Consider the following 19,437-nt stretch of genomic DNA (forward strand, 5'->3'; position numbering starts at 1 on the left):
GCGGCGGCGCCCGCCCGCGCGGGCCCGCCCCTCCCCCGGGGGGGGCGGCGGCCCCCCCCCCCCGGCCCCCCCCCCCCCGTCTCCGTTCTGCTTCCGCTGCCGCGCGTACTCGCTACGCGGTGACCTCCGACCGGTCCCCGCCCCACAGCGTGTGGAACGAGCCATCCCGGTCCGTGCGCCGGTAGGTGTGCGCGCCGAAGAAGTCCCGCTGGCCCTGCGTGAGCGCGGCGGGCAGGCGCTCCGCGCGCAGGCCGTCGTAGTAGGCGAGGGCCGCGCCGAAGCCCGGGGTCGCCACGCCCTGGCGGGTCGCGGCGATCAGCACCTCGCGCCAGTCGTCCTGGGCCGCCGCGATCTCGCGCGCGAAGGTCTCGTCGGAGAGCAGGCTCGGCAGGTCGGGCCGGGTGTCGTAGGCCTCGCGGATGCGGTCCAGGAAGGCCGCGCGGATGATGCAGCCGCCGCGCCAGATCGAGGAGACCGCGCCGAGGTCGATGTTCCAGTCGTACTCGTCGCTGCCCGCGGCGATCTCGTGGAAGCCCTGCGTGTACGACACGATCTTCGACGCGTACAGCGCCTGCTCGACCTGGTCGGCGAAGGCCGCCGCCTCAGCCTCGCCCAGCGGGGACGCCGTCGGACCGGCCAGCCCGCGCGAGGCCTCGCGCAGCGCCGCGTGCCCGGAGAGCGAGCGGGCGAAGACCGCCTCCGCGATGCCGGAGACCGGGACGCCGAGGTCGAGGGCGATCTGGACCGTCCAGCGCCCTGTGCCCTTCTGCTCGGCCTGGTCGACGACCACGTCCACGAACGGCTTGCCCGTCGCCGCGTCCACGTGGGACAGCACCTCGGCGGTGATCTCGATCAGGTACGAGTCGAGCCGGCCCGTGTTCCAGGTGCGGAAGATCTCGGCGATCTGCGCGGGGGAGTACCCGGCGACATCGCGCAGCAGCTGGTACGCCTCGCCGATCAACTGCATGTCGGCATACTCGATGCCGTTGTGGACCATCTTCACGAAGTGCCCGGCGCCGTCGGGGCCCACGTGCGTGACACAGGGTGCGTCGTCCGCGGCCTTCGCGGAGATCTTCTCCAGCATCGGGCCGAGCGAGTCGTAGGACTCCTTGGGGCCGCCCGGCATGATGCTCGGTCCGTGCAGCGCGCCCTCCTCGCCGCCGGAGACGCCCATGCCGACGAAGTGGATGCCCTGCTCGCGCAGGTCGCGCTCGCGGCGCCGGGTGTCCGCGAAGTGCGCGTTGCCGCCGTCGATGATCATGTCGCCGGGCTCCAGGAGCGGGGCGAACTCCTGGATCACCGCGTCCGTCGGATCGCCGGCCTTCACCATGATGACCAGCCGCCGCGGCCGCTCCAGCGCCGCGACGAACTCCTTGGCGGTGTCGGCCGCGATGAAGTCGCCCTCGTTCCCGAACTCCTCGACCAGGGCGTGCGTGCGCGCCGCCGTCCGGTTGTGCAGCGCGACCGTATAGCCGTTGCGGGCGAAGTTACGGGCGAGATTGCGGCCCATGACCGCGAGACCCGTGACGCCGATCTGGGCTGAAGTGCTCATTCGGTTGGCTCCTAGAGGATCCGATATCGGTGGTGCCGGTCGTGCCCGTCAGTATCGCCCCACCGACCATCCTGACGTGCCGGTACGTGGGGCGCACGTCCGGAGTGCGTGACATGCCGTACGCAGATACGTACAGCCAACCCCACCCGCCTCAGCCGAAACACAACGGGGGATGGTTCCTGGTCACTTGAGGGACAGGGAGGCTGATTTGCTGTCTTGTCATGGCCTGTTCGGGGCGCTTAGTTTTGGCCTTCCTGCCTGACGCCTGTCGATGGGGGCTTGGGACATGGCCGTACGCGGCCGGCACCGCCGGTATCAGCCCAACAGGATCAACCGCGCCTCGCTCACCGTGACGGCGGGAAGCGCCGGAATGGCGCTGCCGCTCATCGGCGCGGGCACGGCCCACGCCGCCGACGTGTCCACCTGGAACAAAGTGGCCGCCTGCGAGTCGAGCGGCGACTGGAGTATCAACACCGGCAACGGCTTCTATGGCGGGTTGCAGTTCACCCGGTCGACCTGGGAGGCGTACGGCGGCGCGAAGTACGCCCCGCGCGCCGACCTGGCCACCAAGGACCAGCAGATCGCCGTCGCCGAGAAGGTCCTGGACGGACAGGGACCCGGCGCCTGGCCGGTGTGCTCGGTGCGGGCCGGACTGACCCGCGGCGGCGACACCCCGGACATCCACCCGGCGGGCGGCTCCGGTGGGCAGGCCGCCGAGAAGACCACCAAGAAGAGCACGAAGAAGACTCCCAAGACCTCCGTGCAGGACGTGCAGCCGCAGACCACGCCCCAGTCCAGGGCGGGCACGGCGGAGATGTACACGGTGGTCCGCGGCGACTCCCTCTCCGAGATCGCCGAGACCGAGCACGTCTCGGGCGGCTGGCAGCGGCTGTACGCCGCGAACCGGAAGACCGTCGGCTCCGACCCCGACCTGATCATGCCGGGCCAGCGGCTCGACCTGCGGGCCAAGGCGACGCCGACGACCCACACGACGCCGAAGACGCACCCGTCGGCGAGCACGGCCACGGAGACGAAGAAGAAGCCGTCCACCGAGACCGAGGAGAAGGCCACCACCCGGCACTCCCTCGTCGCCCCGGTGAACGCGGCCACCGGCACCCAGTACCACGCGACCGGCTCCTCCTGGTCGAAGGGCTACCACACCGGCGTCGACTTCCCCGTCGCCACCGGCACCTCCGTGAAGGCGGTCGGGGCGGGCAAGGTCGTCACCGCCGGCTGGGGCGGCTCCTTCGGCTACCAGGTGGTGCTCCGGCACGCCGACGGCCGCTACACCCAGTACGCCCATCTGTCGGCCATCTCCGTACGGGCCGGGCAGTCGGTCGGTGAGGGGCAGCGGCTCGGTCGCTCGGGGTCCACCGGAAACACCACGGGCCCGCATCTGCACTTCGAAGTGCGGACGGGGCCCGGTTTCGGTACGGACATCGACCCTCTCGCCTATCTCAGGGCCGGTGGCGTCAAGATTTGACGCGTACCCGGTGCCGGTCCACGAGTGGCAACGGCAGGTAGGTGCCGCCGAAGAAGGGACCGGCGAAGCCGTAAGGCGTCGCTTCGACGTCCTCGTCCGCGGCTTCCGCCCCGGCCGTGTTCCCCGGGGACGCGTCGGCGTCCGCGTCGTAGGACTTGTCGGGGGCCGCGGCTGCTCCCTGCGCCTGCGCGGGTACGAGAACCTCCTTGCGGAGTTCCTCGCGCTCACGTACGTCCTCGCGGCGCGCGGCCACCGGCTGCTCGGGCAGCGCGACCAGGCGCTCCTCGGCCGGTGCGGCAGCGGGCTCGGGCAGAGCCGGGGCCGCCTCCGCGGTGGTGCGGGAGAGGCGCTCGGTCGTCAGCAGGATCAGACCGCCGGCCGCCACCACACCGCAGCTCAGCGCGAGCGCCGTGCCGGTGGTGCCGTAGCGGAAGGTCTCGCCGAACATCGTGATGCCCACCGCGGCCGCTATCACCGGGTTGACCACGGTCAGCGTGGCCAGCGGGGCCGCGAGGCCGGCGCCGCGGTAGGAGGCCTGGGAGAGCAGCATGCCGGCCGTGGCGAAGACGCCGATCACGGCCAGGGAGGGCAGGTCGGCCATGGTCACGCCGCCGGTCCAGTCGACCGCCACCGTCTTGGTGAACACCGAGGACATGCCGAACGCTATGCCGGAGCCGGTCGCGAGCAGCATGCTGCGCACCGCCGGGTGCCGGTGGGCGGCGCGGCCCGCGATCATCAGGGCCACGACCACACCGCCGGTGACCACGGCCACGCCCACGCGCTGGGCGGTGTCGAGGGACTGCGAGTCGGACGCGCCGACCAGGGAGAGCAGACCGGCCAGGCCGACGGTCGCCATGATCGCGCCGCGCCAGGCGGTCGCACCGGCCTTGCGGCCCACGAAGAGCGCCGCCATCGGCAGCGCGAAGACGATGGTGAGGGCGCCGAGCGGCTGCACCAGGCTGAGCGGGCCGTAGGCCAGCGCCGCCACGTGCAGGATGCCGCCCAGGCCGTTCAGCGCGACCGCCGCCCACCAGGTCGGCCGGCGCAGCGGTGCGTACTGCCCGTCCGGGGAGGACACCGCGACGTGCTCCTGCACGATCGCCCCGCCGGCGTAGGCCACGGCGGAGACGAGCGACAGCAGCACGGACAACGCGAGGGCATTCATGTGCTGCTCCTCTGCGTGAGGCGGGGGCGCTGGGCCCGGCGCGGCGAACGGTCGTCCTTCATACCGAACACGATGCCCTCTCGAACTGTTCCCGTCGTCGTCCCTGAGCAGGCATTGGGTCCTACTGCCGATGGAGTACGAATCGGGCGTTGTCCTCCCCAGGGTGGGTGACACGGGGTGGACTCCTCGGGGCCGTACCCCTTAGAAGCCTTGGTACTACTGGCCTTCGTGGACCTCGCCCCCGAGACGACGGCCCGCACCCCAGGCGACGACCACTTCGTACTACGTATGGTCGGACCGCCCCACCGCGGACCCCTCCGACCTTCGCAAAGACCTACGAAATTCCTAAAACGTAGGTTTAGGGAAATTGCGTAACTTTTCGTGTTCGAACGGACACGTGCTTCCCGTGGCCCCCGAGTTGTTGTTTCCTACGACCTCTGCGCTCTTCCGTGCGCGGCACATCTGGGTGACCATGTGGGAACCGGCTGCGGAGACCAGGGGGTTGTGGGTGCGAGTGGGACTGCTGACCCGGGAGTACCCGCCGGATGTGTACGGCGGCGCGGGTGTCCATGTCGAGTTCCTCGCCCGGGAGTTGAGCTCCCTGGTCGACCTGGAGGTGCACTGCTGGGGCGAGGGCCGCGGCGTGGGCGTCGTACGCCACCGCTCCTGGGCCGCCCTGGACACCGCCAACGACGCGCTGCGCACCTTCTCCGTGGACCTCGCCATGGCCGCGGGACTCGAAGGCCGCGAGCTCGCGCACTCCCACACCTGGTACGCCAACCTCGCCGGCCACTTCGGCAAGCTGCTGTACGGCATACCGCACGTGATGACCGCGCACTCCCTGGAGCCGCTGCGCCCCTGGAAGGCCGAGCAGCTCGGCGGCGGGTACGCCCTGTCCAGCTGGGCCGAGCGCACCGCGATCGAGACGGCCGACGCCGTGATCGCCGTGTCCGGGGCCATGCGCGAGGACATCCTCACCTGCTACCCGGCGCTGGACCCGGCCAAGGTCCACATCGTGCACAACGGCATCGACACCACCCTCTACCGGCCCGACCACGGCACCGACGTCCTGGACCGCATCGGTCTGGACCGGGACCGCCCGTTCATCCTGTTCGTCGGCCGCATCACCCGCCAGAAGGGCGTTCCCCATCTGCTGCGGGCCGTGCGGGACATCGACCCGGCCGCGCAGGTCGTGCTGTGCGCGGGCGCGCCCGACACCCCCGAGATCGACCGCGAGTTCCGCGACCTCTACCAGGAGCTGAGCAGCGTCCGCGAGGGCGTGCACTGGATCCCGCAGATGCTGCCGCGCCCCGAGGTGATCCAACTCCTCACGCACGCCGCCGTGTTCGTCTGCCCCTCGGTGTACGAACCGCTCGGGATCGTCAACCTGGAGGCGATGGCCTGCGGCACGCCCGTGGTGGCCTCCCGGGTCGGCGGCATCCCCGAGGTCGTGGACGACGGCAAGACCGGGCTGCTGGTCACCGTGGACGAGGACTTCGAGCCGAACCTCGCGCGGGCACTGGACGCGGTCATCGGCGACCCGGAGGCGGCCCGGCGGATGGGCGAGGCCGGTCGGGAGCGCGCGGTGGGCGAGTTCGGCTGGGACACGGTCGCCCGCCGTACGGTCCGGCTTTACGAGGAGATCCTCAAACAGGGGTAGTAGTACGGAGCAGGCTTCGAACAGGCTTACTCCGCCCAGCTCAAGGGCAGGCATGGGTCAACCACGGTGAGGGGAGCGGCCATGCGTCGGGGTGGTCCTTCGGTGCTCGGAATCGTGCTGGCGGGCGGAGAGGGCAAACGCCTGATGCCCCTGACCGCGGACCGCGCTAAACCCGCGGTCACCTTCGGCGGCACCTACCGCCTAGTCGACTTCGTCCTCTCCAACCTCGTCAACGCGGACATCCTGCGCATCTGCGTCCTGACGCAGTACAAGTCGCACTCGCTGGACCGGCACATCACCCAGACCTGGCGGATGTCCAGCCTGCTCGGCAACTACGTCACCCCGGTCCCGGCCCAGCAGCGCCTCGGCCCGCGCTGGTACCTGGGCAGCGCCGACGCGATCCTGCAGTCGCTGAACCTGATCTACGACGAACGGCCCGAGTACGTCGCCGTGTTCGGCGCCGATCACGTGTACCGCATGGACCCGCGCCAGATGCTCGCCCAGCACATCGAGAGCGGCGCGGGCGTGACGGTAGCCGGGATCCGCGTGCCGCGCACCGAGTCCTCGTCCTTCGGCGTCATCAGCCCCGGCTCGGACGGCCTGACCGTGGAGCGCTTCCTGGAGAAGCCCGCGGACCCACCCGGTCTGGCGGACGACCCCGAGTGCGTCTTCGCCTCGATGGGCAACTACGTCTTCACCACCAAGGTGCTGATCGAGGCGCTGCAGCGGGACGCCGAGGACGGCCACTCCGTGCACGACATGGGCGGCTCGATCCTGCCCCAGCTCACCGACCGCGGCGAGGCCCAGCTCTACGACTTCAGCGCCAACCACGTGCCCGGCGAGACCACCCGCGACCAGGGGTACTGGCGGGACGTGGGCACCATGGACGCGTACTACGAATCCCACATGGACCTCATCGCCGAGCGCCCGGCCTTCAACCTCTACAACCGCAGCTGGCCCATCTACACGCACTCCTACCAGCTCTCGCCGGCCCGCTTCAACGCCGGAGGCATCGCGGGCGAGTCCATCATCAGCGCGGGCTGCCTGATCCGCGGCCAGGTCACACGGTCGGTCCTGTCACCCGGCGTCGTGGTCGACCCGGGCGCGGTGGTCCAGGGCTCGATCCTGCACGACAACGTCCACATCGGCCGGGGCGCGGTCGTGCGCGGAGCGGTGCTCGACAAGAACGTAGAGGTGCCGCCGGGCGCGACGATCGGCGTCAACCCCGAGCGGGACGCGGAGCTCTACACCGTCTCCAAGGGCGGAGTTATCGCCTTGGGCAAGGGGCAGCAGGTGTCGTAGCCTCCTGCCTACGGGGGAGGGGGACGATGACGCAGGGGAACGCGCGACGGCCGCAGGGGGACGTACAGCGGCCGTCGCGAGGAGAGTTGACCGGGCCCGAGGGCCGCATCGGGGCCGAGGGACAACAGGTGTTCGTCGGGCGGCACGCGGAGCGCGCCGCCTTCGCGGACAACCTCGCGCGTGATCCCGGTCGCGACGGCTTCCACCGGCTCTTCCACGTGCACGGCGTCGGCGGGGTGGGAAAGTCGACGCTGGTACGCCGCTGGGAGGCGACGGCACGCGCGCACGGAGCGCTGACCGCGGTGGTCGACGGGGCCGATGTACGCGGTGTCGTGGAGACGATGAAGGCCGTCGAGGCCGAACTCGGCCTCCAGGCGGGCGGTTTGAAGGACGCCGACGCGAGCTTGGCGCGGCACGAGAACCAGCGCGGGGCCGACGGGCCTGCGGTTGCCGCCGACGGGGAGAGTCCGTCTCCTGACAGTGAGGCCGCGCCCCAGGCACTGAAGGACGGTTCGGCACCGATTCCGGGTGACGCAGTGGTAGCCGGCGCAGTGAGCCCTGGCGTGATCGGCCAGGTCAACGGCTGGACGGGTGCCACGGCACGTGACCAACGGCTGCGCGCGCGTGGGAGCGACGAGGGCAGCCCCGACGCGGTCGCCCGGCTCAGCTCCACCTTCGTGAAGGAGCTGGTCCGGCTTGCCGGGCGGCAGCCGTTCCTGGTGCTGTTCTTCGACACCTGGGAGCAGTCCGGCCCGTTCCTGGACGGGTGGGCGCGCGACCTCCTGCTGGACGGGTTCGGCCCGCTGCCGGCCAACATCGTCGTTGTACTGGCCGGCCGTGACCCGCTGGACGAGAGCGGATGGGCGCCCCTCCGCGCCCATGCGGCCGAGGTACCGCTGGAGGTCTTCACAGAGCGCGAGGCCAGAGACCTGCTCGCGGCACGTGGAGCGACCGACGAGGCGGCGGTCACGTCCATCCTGGACACCGCCCTGGGCCTGCCCCTCCTCCTGGACGTCCTCGCGGGCACCCGCCCCTCGCACGTCGCCGCGCACGAATCGGCCGGGGCGCCCGTCGACATCGCCGTCGACCGCTTCCTCCACTGGATCGACGACATCGGGCAGCGAGACGCCGTCCTGGGTTGCTCGCTGCCGCTCCGGTTCGACGAGGAGATCTTCCGTGCGGCCGTCCCGGCGGCCGAGGCCGACCTGTTCCCGTGGCTGCGTGCCCGGCCGTTCGTCACCGACCGGGACGGGCATTGCCGGTACCACGACGTCGTACGTACGAGCATGCTCCGTCACCAGCGGGCGAGTTCGCCGCAGAACTGGATCGACGACCACACCCGCCTCGCGGACGCCTTCACGGGTCTGCGCACGGCCCACGAGGCGAGCCTGGCGGCCGACAGCCGCTGGGCGGACGACACTTGGCGCGGCCACCGCCTCGACGAGACCTACCACCGCCTGTGCGCGCACCCGGACGAGCACCTCCCCGCCGCCCTCGAAGAGGCGATCCACGCGGCCGGCCAGGACCTTCCCACGCTGCGCCGCTGGGCAGACACGCTCGGCAGAGCCGGCGTCGACAGCGACGCACCCGCCGTCGCGGACTGGGGCCGGCGTCTGACCGAGGCGACGGCCGGCGAACAGGGCGTCTTCAACGGCCTGGCCGCCCTGCTGACGGCTCCCGACCTGAGCGCCGAGGCCCGCGCGAGCGCCCATCTGTACCGGGGCCGGTACCTGCACCACGCGGACCGTCTGGACGAGGCGATCGTCGAACTCGGCCGTGCGATCGACATCCACCCGGCCACGGCCGTGGCCTACCAGGAACGGGGCGAGGCCCACCACTGGCTCGACTACTCCGGGGAAGCGGTGGGGGATCTGGTCGATTCGCTCGATCTGGACCCCGGGCTGGTGCGGTCGTACGCCCTGCTCGGAGCCGTCGAGCTGTGGCGAGAGTGCCCCGAGGACGCGATCCCCGCCTTCGACCGCGCCCTGGCACTCGGTCCCGACAGCGACTGGATCCGGTGTCACCGGGGCACGGCGCATCTCGTCGAGGGCAACCTGGGACCGGCGCTGGCCGATCTGAACAGGGCCCTGGAGCTGGATCCGGGATACGAAGTGGCGCTGGCCGTACGAGGGGTGCTCCATGGGCGGGCGGGGCGTCTGGACGAGGCGGTCGCGGATCTGAGCCGTGCGGTGGAGCTGGATCCGGAGTACGGGTGGGCCTTCGGCCGGCGCGGTGTGATGCACCGGCAGGCGGGCCGTGCAGCGCAGGCGCTCGCGGATCTGGCCCGGGCCCTGGAACTGAATCCCAAAGACACCTGGGCGCTTGTCACGCGTGGCGACCTGTACAGCGACGAGGGTCGCCCGGAGGAGGCGCTGGCCGATCTGAACCGGGCGGTGGAGCTGGAGTCGTGGTCCCTGTCGGCCCTTGCCGGGCGCAGTTCGTTGCACCGGCAGGCGGGTCGTCTGGAGGAGGCGCTGGCGGACCTGGACCGGGCGGTGGAGATCGCTCCGACGGATGACTGGAGCTTCGCCGTACGCGGTTCGTTGCACCGGCAGGCGGGTCGTCTGGAGGAGGCGTTGGCGGATCTGAACCGGGCGGTGGAGCTGGATCCGGAGGACGACTGGAACCTGGTCGAGCGTGGTCTGGTGCATCGACAGGCGGGTCGTCTGGACGAGGCGCTGGCCGATCTGGACCGGGCGTTGGAGCTGGATCCGGAGTACGCGTGGGCCTTCGCCCAGCGCGGTGCGGTGCGCCGGCGGGCGGGTCTCACGGAGGAGGCACTGGTCGACCTGAACCGGGCGTTGGAGCTGGACCCGGAGGACGAGTGGACCGTCGCCGAGCGTGGCGTGGCGCATTCGGAGGCGGGTCGTCTGGAGGAGGCGCTGGTCGATCTGGACCGGGCGGTGGAGCTGGATCCGGAGGACGAATGGATCATCGTCGAGCGTGGTGTGGTACATGCGGAGGCGGGGCGTCCGGAGGAGGCGTTGGCGGATCTGGACCGGGCGGTGGAGCTGGATCCGGAGTACGGGTGGGCCTTCGCCCAGCGCGGTGCGGTGCATCGGGAGGCGGGTCGTCTGGAGGAGGCGCTGGCGGACCTGGACCGGGCGGTGGAGATCGCTCCGACGGACGACTGGAGCCTCGCGGTACGTGGTTCGTTGCACCGGCAGGCGGGTCGTCTGGAGGAGGCGTTGGCGGATCTGAACCGGGCGGTGGAGCTGGATCCGGAAGACGGCTGGAACCTGGTCGAGCGTGGTCTGGTGCACCGGGAGGCGGGTCGTCTGGGGGAGGCGCTGGTCGATTTGAACCGCGCGGTGGAGCTCGAACCGGAGAGTGACTGGGCCATCGGCGAGCGTGGCTACGTCCACCAACTGGCCGGACGCATCGACGAGTCCGTCGCCGACTTCACCCGCGCCATCGAGCTCGATCCCCTGGACTCATGGGACTTCGCCGAACGCGGACACTCCCATCGGCGAGCAGGACGGTACGAGGAGGCGCTCACGGACCTGAACCGGGCTGTCGAACTCGATCCCGCCCAGGACATGGCTCTCGTATACCGCGCTGAAACGCATCGGCTGGCCGGCCGACCGGACCACGCCGTCGCCGACTTCACCCGAGTCCTGGAGAACGACCCCTCCTACGACTGGGCCCGGGAGCAGCGAGCCCTCACCCACCAGACGGCCGGTCACCTGGACGAGGCGCGTGCCGACCTCCGGCACCTCCTGGCCAAGGACGACGTGGACATTCAGGCCCGGTTGCAGCTGGTGGTGCTCGACAGCCGCGAACACGGACTGGACGCCCACCGCAAGGACTGGCGTGGGTTCCTCGACCTCGCCGACCAGGACGGCGACGAGGACATCACCCGCTTCGCCGCCCTCCTACGCCCTCTTCTGGTGGACCGTGGCGGCGACATCGAGACACCGGCCCGCCGACTCCTGGAGGCGATCGTCGATCAGGAGGGGGCCGACGACCTCGCCGTCTGGCTGAGCGAGTTGGAAGCCATCCCCGGAGACCACGTCCCAGACGTCCGACGACTGCGCCAACGTCTGCACGATCACCGAGCCCGCCTCTGAACCGACCCGACCGGCCCCTGTTGTCATGTCCCTGGACGGCACGCCGATTCCGTGTTGTCATGCCAACTGTTTGCCATGCCAACGTTGTCATGGAGGTTGCATGCGCATCACCCGGCTCAGAAACCGACTCGCGTTACTCCTCGCCATAGCTCTCGGCATCGCCGGACTGGTCGCCGTCCCGGCCGCGACCGCCGCCGCCGAGCCCCCCGAAGTCCACGGTCTGAAGGGCGAGTACTACACCCAGTCCGCCCCCGGCGCCTTCGACTTCGACCAGCTCAAAGCCACCGGCTTCGACCCGAACCTCGACTTCGCCAACCTCGAACCCCGCCTCGCCTTCACCACCGGACAGTCCGACGACGTCAGCGTCCGCTGGACCGGAAAGATCGTCCCGGAGAAGACCGGCGCCCACACCTTCTCGATCATCGGCGACAACGGCTTCCGCCTGTGGGTCGGCGGACAGCTCGTCATCGACCACTGGGTCGACGACTGGGACCGCGAACAGACCGCCGCCCCGGTCGAGTTGACCGCGGGGCAGTCCTACGACATCAAGGTCGAGTACTTCGAGCACTACGGCGGCTCCAACCTCCACCTGCGCTGGACCCAGCCCGGTGGCAGCAAGGAGGCCGTCCCGCAGTCGGCGTTCCGTCTGCCCGACGGATTCGACTACGACGGCGCCATCGCGACCACCGTCACCGGCACCGGCCGCACCCTGAAGCTCGACTTCGCGCAGCCCCTCGCCGCGCCCCCGGCCACCCTCACCGACCACGTCGAGGCGGTGATCGGCGGCGCCAAGTGGCCTTTGGGCACTGCCACGTTGGACCCGGCCGACCCCAAGTCCCTGCTCATCGCGCTCGACGAACCCGTCGTGGGCAACAAGGCCGGCACCGCACCCGGCATCGCCGACGTCCGCTACGACGGAAACGGCGGCCTGAGCCGAGCCGATGGCAACGTTATCAATGGGTTCTGGAGCAGCGGCCCCAATCACTCCACGTACGAGCTGCGCACCAAGTGGGCGGACCAGGTGGGCCCGGACAACGCCCTCCCCGAGTACCCGCGTCCGCAGCTGACGCGTGCCGACTGGCGCAATCTCAACGGGCGTTGGCAGTTCGCTGCCGCCACGGCGGGCGAGCAGCCGCCGGTCGGCAAGAACCTCGCCGAGCGCATCCTCGTCCCCTACCCCGTCGAGTCCCAGCTCTCCGGGCTCGAACGGCACGAGGACCGCATGTGGTACCGCCGCACCTTCACCGTCCCCGCGGACTGGAAGATCGGCTCCGCTCAGAGGCTGCGGCTCAACTTCGGGGCCGTCGACTGGCGCAGCGAGGTCTACGTCAACGGCGTCAAGGTCACCGAACACCAGGGCGGCTACGACAAGTTCAGCGCCGACGTCACCGACGCGCTGAAGCCCGGCCGCACCCAGGAGCTGATCGTCGGGGTGTACGACCCCACCGACGCGGCCGGCGGCGAGAACCCGCCGATCGGCAAGCAGCGCCTGGACCCGAGCGGCATCTGGTACACGCCGACCTCGGGCATCTGGCAGACGGTGTGGATGGAGCCGGTCGCCACCGACCACGTCGACTCCCTCAAGCTGACCCCCGACGTCGCGCACGGCACCGTCGCGGTCGAGGCACAGGGAGTGCGGGACGGCGTACCGATCACGGCGACGGCGTACGACGGGAAGCGCAAGGTCGCGACGGCGCACGGCCGCACCGGCGGTCCGCTGACCCTGAGCATCAAGAACCCCCATCTCTGGTCGCCCGACGACCCGTTCCTCTACGACCTGAAGGTCACCGTCGGCAAGGACCGCGTCGGCAGCTACTTCGGGATGCGCTCGATCGCCGTGGAGAAGGTCAACGGTGTCCCGCGCACGGTCCTCAACGGCAAGCCGATCTTCATGATGGCCACGCTCGACCAGGGCTTCTGGCCCGACGGCCTCTACACCGCGCCGACCGACGAGGCGCTGGCGTACGACCTGAAGGTGCACAAGCAGCTCGGGTTCAACTCCGTGCGCAAGCACATCAAGGTCGAGCCCGACCGCTGGTTCTACTGGGCCGACCGGCTGGGCCTGATGGTGTGGCAGGACATGCCCGCGATGACCGCGGGGGTGAACCCGTCCGCCGCCGCCCGCGCCGAGTACGAGCGCGAGATGAAGCAGATGATCGACGAGCACATCAGCAGCCCGTCGGTCGTCATGTGGGTCACCTTCAACGAGGGCTGGGGCCAGTACGACGAGGCCCGCATCGCCGACCAGGCGAAGGCCTGGGACCCGACCCGGCTGGTCAACAGCATGTCCGGCATCAACCTCGGCGTGGACGGCGGCACCGGCGACATCATCGACGAACACGGCTATCCAAGTCCCGCCCTGCCACCCAACCCCGACGGTCAACGCGCCCTGGTGAGCGGGGAGTACGGCGGTCTCGGGCTCGCGGTGCCGGGCCACGCCTGGTCGGTCCAGCAGTCGTACGTCGACGTCGACCCGGCGGCCTACACCGACGACTACCTCACCAAGCTCGCCGAGGTGCACGCCCTGGCCTGCAAGGGGAGCAACGGCGCGGTCTACACCCAGATCTCGGACGTCGAGGGCGAGCTGAACGGCCTGCTGACGTACGACCGAAGGGTGCTCAAGCCCGACACACAGCGGGTGAAGGCCGCCCAGCAGGCCCTGATCCGCGACGCTTCGCAAGCGACTCCCGCAGGGTGCCCGACGCCCTGACCCCCCCACGCATCCGGAGGACTTCCCGCATGAGATGGACCCGGCGCCTGCGCCTGAGCATGGCGGGGGCGGTGGCAGCGTCCGCGCTGTTCGCCGTCCCCGCCACCGCCCAGGCCTCGCCCGACAGTCGGCTCACCGACCTGGTCAACCCGTTCATCGGTACCGAGAACGACGGCAACACCTACCCCGGGGCGGCCGTGCCCTTCGGCATGGTGCAGTTCTCGCCGGACACCGGCCACAACACCGGCTACGACTACTCCCAGAACCACATCCGCGGCTTCTCGCTCGTCCACCTCTCGGGCGTCGGCTGCGGCCTCGGCGGCGATCTGCCCGTGCTGCCGACCACGGGTGACGTCACGCAGACGGACTACGCCCAGTACGCGGCCGAGTTCAGCCACGACGACGAGCAGGCGAGCCCCGGCTACTACCAGGTCGGCCTGAAGACCGGCATCGAGGCCGAACTGACGGCGACCGCGCGCACCGGCGTGCAGCGCTACACCTTCCCGGCCACCGACAAGGCCAACGTCCTGCTGAACGCGGCCCAGTCGCTGCACAGCGGGGTCACCTCGAAGGTGGAGGTGCTCGACAACCGGACCGTGCGCACCGCCATCACCGGCCGCGGCTTCTGCCAGGACACCAAGCCGTACACCGTCTACACGATCACGCACTTCGACCGTCCCTTCACCACGTACGGCACCTGGGACGGCTCCACGGTGACCGCCGGTTCGAAGACGGGCAGCGGCGGCGCGTACGTCCGCTTCGACACGGGCAAGGACCGTACGGTCGAGGCGACCACCGCGCTGTCCTACGTCGACGCGCACGGCGCGGCCGTCAACCTCCGTGCGGAGGGCGGGCGTTCCTTCGACACCGTGCGCCACGGCGCCCAGCGGGCGTGGGAGGACCGGCTGGACGACGTACGCGCGAAGGGCGGCTCCGACACTCTGCGGCGGACCTTCTACTCGTGCCTGTACCGGTCGTTCCTCGCGCCCAACATCGGCAGTGACGTGGACGGCCGCTACACCGGCTGGGACCAGAAGATCCACCGCGCGAAGGGCTTCACGTACTACCAGAACTGGTCCCTGTGGGACACCTACCGCACCCAGTCCCAGCTCCTCTCCCTGCTCGCGCCCCGCGAGGCGCGCGACATGGCGATCTCCGTGATCAAGATCGACGAGGAGAGCGGCTGGCTGCCCAAGTGGGGCTACGGCACGGTCGAGACGAACATCATGACCGGCGACCCGGTCACACCGTTCCTCACCAACGCCTACCAGCAAGGATTGTTGAAGGGCTACGAGGAGCGGGCCTATCGGGCGCTCAAGCAGAACGCCGACGGGGTGCCGCCCACCGACTCGCCGGCCGTGGGTCGCGAGGCCAACGCGGAGTACATCGCGGACGGCTTCGCCCCGTACATCAAGGACCGCCCGCACGTGAAGCCCGGTGACTCGGACTACGACCACGGGGCCTCGGCCACCCTGGAGTACGCCCTGTCGGACGCGATGCTGGCGCAGATGGCACGCGACCTGGGGCACGGTGCCGACGCCGCGCGGTACGCCGCCCGGGCCCAGAGCTACCGGAACATCTTCGACCCCTCGACCGGCTTCTTCCGTGCCCGCGACGCCTCCGGCGCCTTCGTCGGACCGGCCGACCCGGCGAAGAGCGAGGGCTTCCACGAGGGCACGTCCTGGCAGTACCAGTGGCTGGTGCCGCAGGACCTGCCGGGCATGGTCGACCTGATCGGCGGGCAGCAGGCGGCCAACGACCGGCTCGACTCCTTCTTCGCCTACGACCAGCTGCTGGCCGACCCGGCGAAGACCGCGCGCGAGGTGTGGGTCAACGGGCCGTACGACTACTACAACGCGGACAAGTACAACCCGCAGAACGAGCCCGACCTGATCGCCCCGTACACCTACCTGTCCACCGGCCAGCCCTGGAAGACGACCGACGTCGTCCATGCCGCGCTGACCCTGTTCACGGACGGCCCGACCGGCATGACCGGCAACGACGACCTCGGCACGATGTCCGCGTGGAACGTGCTGTCGTCGATCGGGATCTTCCCGGTCCAGCCCGGCTACGACACCTGGGGCCTGTCCACGCCGGTCTTCGAGCGGGTCGACCTGACCCTGGACCGCCACTACTACCCGCGCGGTGCCCTGACGATCACCGCGTCCGGCACCTCGGCCACCGACCGGTACGTCCAGTCGGCCCGGGCGGACGGGGCGGCGTACGACCGGACCTATCTGACGACCGGCGACCTGCGCTCCCTGCGCTCGCTGTCGTTCACGGTCGGCCCGCAGCCGTCTGAGTGGGGAACATCACCGAAGGCGGCGCCACCTGCGCTGAAGTGATCACAGGCGTCTCATGCGTCCCGCCCCTCCCAAAGGGGCGGGACGTAATCTGCTGTTAACTGTGCGTAGCTTGATCGTACTTGACCGTAATCGCCAGAGGGGAGTTGACTGCTGGCTCACCCTTCGTCGACGCGAGGCAAGCCATTGAATTCTGACCTGCTCGCTCCCCTCGACCTGGCGTTCTGGAACATCGAGTCCCCCGAACACCCCATGCACCTCGGCGCACTCGGCGTCTTCTCCGCCCACTCGCCCACCGCGGGCGCCCACGCGGCCGACCTGCTCGCGGCCCGGGCCGCCGGGGTCCCCGGTCTGCGGATGCGCATCCGCGACGTATGGCAGTCGCTCTCCGTCCACGCGTTCACCCGCGGCTTCCGGCCGTTCTCCTTCGGCGGCGCCACCCGTGAGGCCGACCCCGACTTCGACCCACAGCAGCACGTCCGGCTGCACGCCCCCACCGCCGACTTCCACGAGGTCGCGGGCCGGCTCATGGAGCGCCCGCTGGAGCGCGACCGGCCGCCCTGGGAGGCGCATGTGCTGCCGGGGGAGGACGGGGTGTCCTTCGCCGTGCTGTTCAAGTTCCACCACGCCCTCGCCGACGGGCTGCGCGCACTGACGCTCGCCGCCGCCGTCCTGGACCCGATGGACCTGCCCACGCGCCGGCCGCGCCGTGAGGAGCCCAAGCGCGGCCCGCTGCCGGACGTACGCAGGCTGCCCGAGCTGGTCCGGGGCGCCCTGTCCGACGTGGGCCGGGCCCTCGACATCGGCGCCTCCGTCGCCGTCTCCACCCTCGGTACGCAGTCCTCGGCCGCGCTCACCGCCGCGCCCACCGGCACCCGGCGCACCGCCGGAGTGGTCGTCGACATCGACGACGTGCACCGCATCCGCAAGTCCGAGGGCGGCACCGTCAACGACGTACTGATCGCGGTCGTGGCGGGCGCCCTGCGCCGCTGGCTCGACGAACGCGGCGACGGCAGCGAGGGCGTGGCACCGCGGGCCCTGATCCCCGTCTCCAAACGCCGCCCGCGCACCGCCCAGCCGCAGGGCAACCGCCTCTCCGGCTACCTGATACGGCTCCCGGTCGACGACCCCGATCCGCTCCGGCGCCTCGGCACGGTCCGCAGCGCCATGAACCGCAACAAGGACGCCGGTCCCAACCGCGGCGCGGGCGCCGTCGCCCTGCTCGCCGACCATGTGCCGCTGCTCGCGCACCGGCTCGGCGGGCCGCTGGTCAGCCAGGCCGCCCGGCTCTGGTTCGACATCCTGGTCACCAGCGTGCCCCTGCCGAGCATCGGCCTGAAGCTCGGCGGCAACCCGGTCACCGAGGTCTATCCGCTCGCCCCGCTGGCCCGCGGCCAGGCGCTGGCGGTGGCCGTCTCGACGTACCGCGGACACGTCCACTACGGGCTCGTCGCCGACGCCGAGGCCGTCCCGGATCTTGACCGGTTCGCCGCCGCGCTGACCGCGGAGGTGGAGACGCTGATCACTGCCTGCGGCTCCTGATCCCGCCGGGTTTGGAGGACCGGGCCGGCGCTCCGTAAAATTCGCCGTTCGACAGTGGGTGCGATCGGAGCGCCACGCGGGACAGCAGGGAAGCGGCAGCGCGATGACGGTGACAGAGGAAGGCCCGACGACCGAGGAAGAGGTCGTGTACGGGCCCGGTATCGACCCGGAGCGGCTCGCCGTCTGCCTGAGCGTGCTGGAGGAACTCGACAAGCTGGAGGTCGACCACCCGGACGCGATCGCGGTGCGCCGGGCCACCGCCGGGGTCTACCGCACGGTCAAGCAGCGCCGCCGCCAGGAGCGCCGGGCAGCGAAGACCGCGCACGACAAGGCGGTCACCGAGGCCACCGCCACCGGCTCCGCCCAGCGCATCGACGACGAGACCGAGGGCCTTCTGCCGTCCTCGGGCACCGGCGAGGGTCAGCTCGCGGGGGTGCTCCGGCGGCCCCGCTCCTGCTACACCTGCAAGACCCGGTATGTGGAAGTCGACTACTTCTACCACCAGCTCTGTCCCGACTGCGCCCGCCTGAACCGCACCAAGCGCGACGCCCGCGTCGACCTCACCGGCAAGCGTGCCCTGCTCACCGGCGGCCGCGCCAAGATCGGTATGTACATCGCGCTGCGGCTGCTGCGCGACGGCGCGCACACCACGATCACCACGCGCTTCCCGAAGGACGCCATCCGCCGCTTCAAGGCCATGGACGACTCGGCGGACTGGCTGCACCGCCTGGAGGTCGTCGGCGTCGACCTGCGCGACCCCGCGCAGGTCGTGGCCCTCGCCGACCAGGTCGCCGAGGCGGGCCGGCTCGACATCCTCATCAACAACGCGACGCAGACCGTACGCCGGCTGCCCTCCGCCTACGCCGCGCTGGTCGACGGCGAGAGCGCGCCGCTGCCCGCCGGTGAACTCCCCGCCCACCACGTCATCGGCGCCTTCAACTCCGGCGCGGTGGACGGTCTGGCGGCCCTGCCCGTCGGCATCAGCGGCCTCGACGCGCAGCAGGTCGCCGACCTCGCCCTGGTCGCGGGCAACGCCAGCGTCGCCCGGCACCTCGACGGCACCGCCATCGACGCGGGCGGCCTGGTCCCCGACGTCGTCGACACCAACACCTGGGTGCAGACCATCGAGCAGATCTCCCCGGTGGAGCTGCTTGAGACCCAGCTGTGCAACTACACGGCGCCGTTCATCCTGATCAGCAAGCTCCGCCCGGCCATGGCCGGCGCCGCCCGGCAGGCGACGAGCGGACGCGCGTACATCGTCAACGTCTCGGCGATGGAAGGTGTCTTCGGCCGCGGCTACAAGGGCGCGGGCCACCCGAACACCAACGCCGCCAAGGCCGCGATGAACATGGTGACCCGGACCAGCGGCCAGGAGATGTTCCAGAGCGACGGCATCCTGATGACCTCGGTCGACACCGGCTGGATCACCGACGAGCGTCCCCACTACGACAAGCTGCGCCTCGCCGAGGAGGGCTTCCACGCCCCGCTCGACCTGATCGACGGCGCGGCCCGCGTGTACGACCCGGTCGTGCGCGGCGAGCACGGCGAGGACGTCTACGGCGTCTTCCTGAAGGACTACGCGCCCGGGAAGTGGTAGAGGTCCGCTCAGCGGGAGAGGCCCGCTTATTCGCTCGCGGGTTATGACGCCGC

The 19,437-nt window shown here is 70.7% G+C and carries 10 protein-coding genes; 8 read left to right on the forward strand and 2 right to left on the reverse strand.

What is annotated here, in order from left to right:
* Positions 1 to 112: 112 nt before the first annotated feature.
* Positions 113 to 1,552, reverse strand: coding sequence for an NADP-dependent phosphogluconate dehydrogenase (gndA, locus tag M2283_RS39885; RefSeq protein WP_280881434.1), 1,440 nt, complete (start codon positions 1,550 to 1,552; stop codon positions 113 to 115).
* Between the two features lie 286 nt (positions 1,553 to 1,838).
* Between gndA and M2283_RS39890 the strand changes: the two genes are divergently transcribed.
* The gene (locus tag M2283_RS39890) at positions 1,839 to 3,035 is read left to right on the forward strand and encodes a transglycosylase family protein (protein ID WP_280881435.1); all 1,197 of its coding nucleotides are present in this window, start codon (positions 1,839 to 1,841) and stop codon (positions 3,033 to 3,035) included.
* Here the strand turns inward: M2283_RS39890 and M2283_RS39895 are convergent.
* Positions 3,025 to 4,200 carry a DMT family transporter gene (locus M2283_RS39895; protein ID WP_280881436.1) on the reverse strand — a complete coding sequence of 392 codons (1,176 nt, stop codon included), beginning with the start codon at positions 4,198 to 4,200 and terminating at the stop codon, positions 3,025 to 3,027. The two genes, M2283_RS39890 and M2283_RS39895, sit on opposite strands and share 11 nt — an antisense overlap.
* Positions 4,201 to 4,708: 508 nt before the next feature.
* On the opposite strand from M2283_RS39895, the gene glgA reads away from it, so the two are divergent.
* The 7 genes from glgA (at position 4,709) to M2283_RS39930 (ending at position 19,384) form a co-directional block, all read left to right on the forward strand.
* Complete coding sequence (gene glgA, locus M2283_RS39900; RefSeq protein ID WP_280881437.1) at positions 4,709 to 5,860, forward strand: glycogen synthase; 1,152 nt, start codon at positions 4,709 to 4,711, stop codon at positions 5,858 to 5,860.
* Between the two features lie 81 nt (positions 5,861 to 5,941).
* Complete coding sequence (gene glgC / locus M2283_RS39905; protein WP_280881438.1) at positions 5,942 to 7,162, forward strand: glucose-1-phosphate adenylyltransferase; 1,221 nt, start codon at positions 5,942 to 5,944, stop codon at positions 7,160 to 7,162.
* A 26-nt stretch (positions 7,163 to 7,188) separates the two neighbouring features.
* Complete coding sequence (locus tag M2283_RS39910; protein WP_280881439.1) at positions 7,189 to 11,232, forward strand: tetratricopeptide repeat protein; 4,044 nt, start codon at positions 7,189 to 7,191, stop codon at positions 11,230 to 11,232.
* A gap of 100 nt (positions 11,233 to 11,332) precedes the next feature.
* Positions 11,333 to 13,942 (forward strand): PA14 domain-containing protein, encoded by a 2,610-nt coding sequence (locus M2283_RS39915; RefSeq protein ID WP_280881440.1) that lies wholly within the window; start codon positions 11,333 to 11,335, stop codon positions 13,940 to 13,942.
* 29 nt (positions 13,943 to 13,971) lie between these two features.
* Positions 13,972 to 16,287, forward strand: coding sequence for a GH92 family glycosyl hydrolase (locus M2283_RS39920; RefSeq protein WP_280881441.1), 2,316 nt, complete (start codon positions 13,972 to 13,974; stop codon positions 16,285 to 16,287).
* A 144-nt stretch (positions 16,288 to 16,431) separates the two neighbouring features.
* Positions 16,432 to 17,787 (forward strand): wax ester/triacylglycerol synthase family O-acyltransferase, encoded by a 1,356-nt coding sequence (locus tag M2283_RS39925; RefSeq protein WP_280881442.1) that lies wholly within the window; start codon positions 16,432 to 16,434, stop codon positions 17,785 to 17,787.
* A 103-nt stretch (positions 17,788 to 17,890) separates the two neighbouring features.
* Positions 17,891 to 19,384, forward strand: coding sequence for an SDR family NAD(P)-dependent oxidoreductase (locus M2283_RS39930; RefSeq protein WP_280881443.1), 1,494 nt, complete (start codon positions 17,891 to 17,893; stop codon positions 19,382 to 19,384).
* Positions 19,385 to 19,437 lie beyond the last annotated feature (53 nt).

This window comes from Streptomyces pseudovenezuelae (genome assembly GCF_029892565.1).
Classification (GTDB): Bacteria; Actinomycetota; Actinomycetes; order Streptomycetales; family Streptomycetaceae; genus Streptomyces; species Streptomyces pseudovenezuelae_A.

What these genes read in the sequence shown, in the direction of transcription:
- gndA (WP_280881434.1), bottom strand. Translation starts at nt 1,552, where the DNA reads ATGAGCACTTCAGCCCAGATCGGCGTCACGGGTCTCGCGGTCATGGGC.
- M2283_RS39930 (WP_280881443.1), top strand. Translation starts at nt 17,891, where the DNA reads ATGACGGTGACAGAGGAAGGCCCGACGACCGAGGAAGAGGTCGTGTAC.
- glgC (WP_280881438.1), top strand. Translation starts at nt 5,942, where the DNA reads ATGCGTCGGGGTGGTCCTTCGGTGCTCGGAATCGTGCTGGCGGGCGGA.
- M2283_RS39920 (WP_280881441.1), top strand. Translation starts at nt 13,972, where the DNA reads ATGAGATGGACCCGGCGCCTGCGCCTGAGCATGGCGGGGGCGGTGGCA.
- M2283_RS39915 (WP_280881440.1), top strand. Translation starts at nt 11,333, where the DNA reads ATGCGCATCACCCGGCTCAGAAACCGACTCGCGTTACTCCTCGCCATA.
- M2283_RS39910 (WP_280881439.1), top strand. Translation starts at nt 7,189, where the DNA reads ATGACGCAGGGGAACGCGCGACGGCCGCAGGGGGACGTACAGCGGCCG.
- M2283_RS39890 (WP_280881435.1), top strand. Translation starts at nt 1,839, where the DNA reads ATGGCCGTACGCGGCCGGCACCGCCGGTATCAGCCCAACAGGATCAAC.
- M2283_RS39895 (WP_280881436.1), bottom strand. Translation starts at nt 4,200, where the DNA reads ATGAATGCCCTCGCGTTGTCCGTGCTGCTGTCGCTCGTCTCCGCCGTG.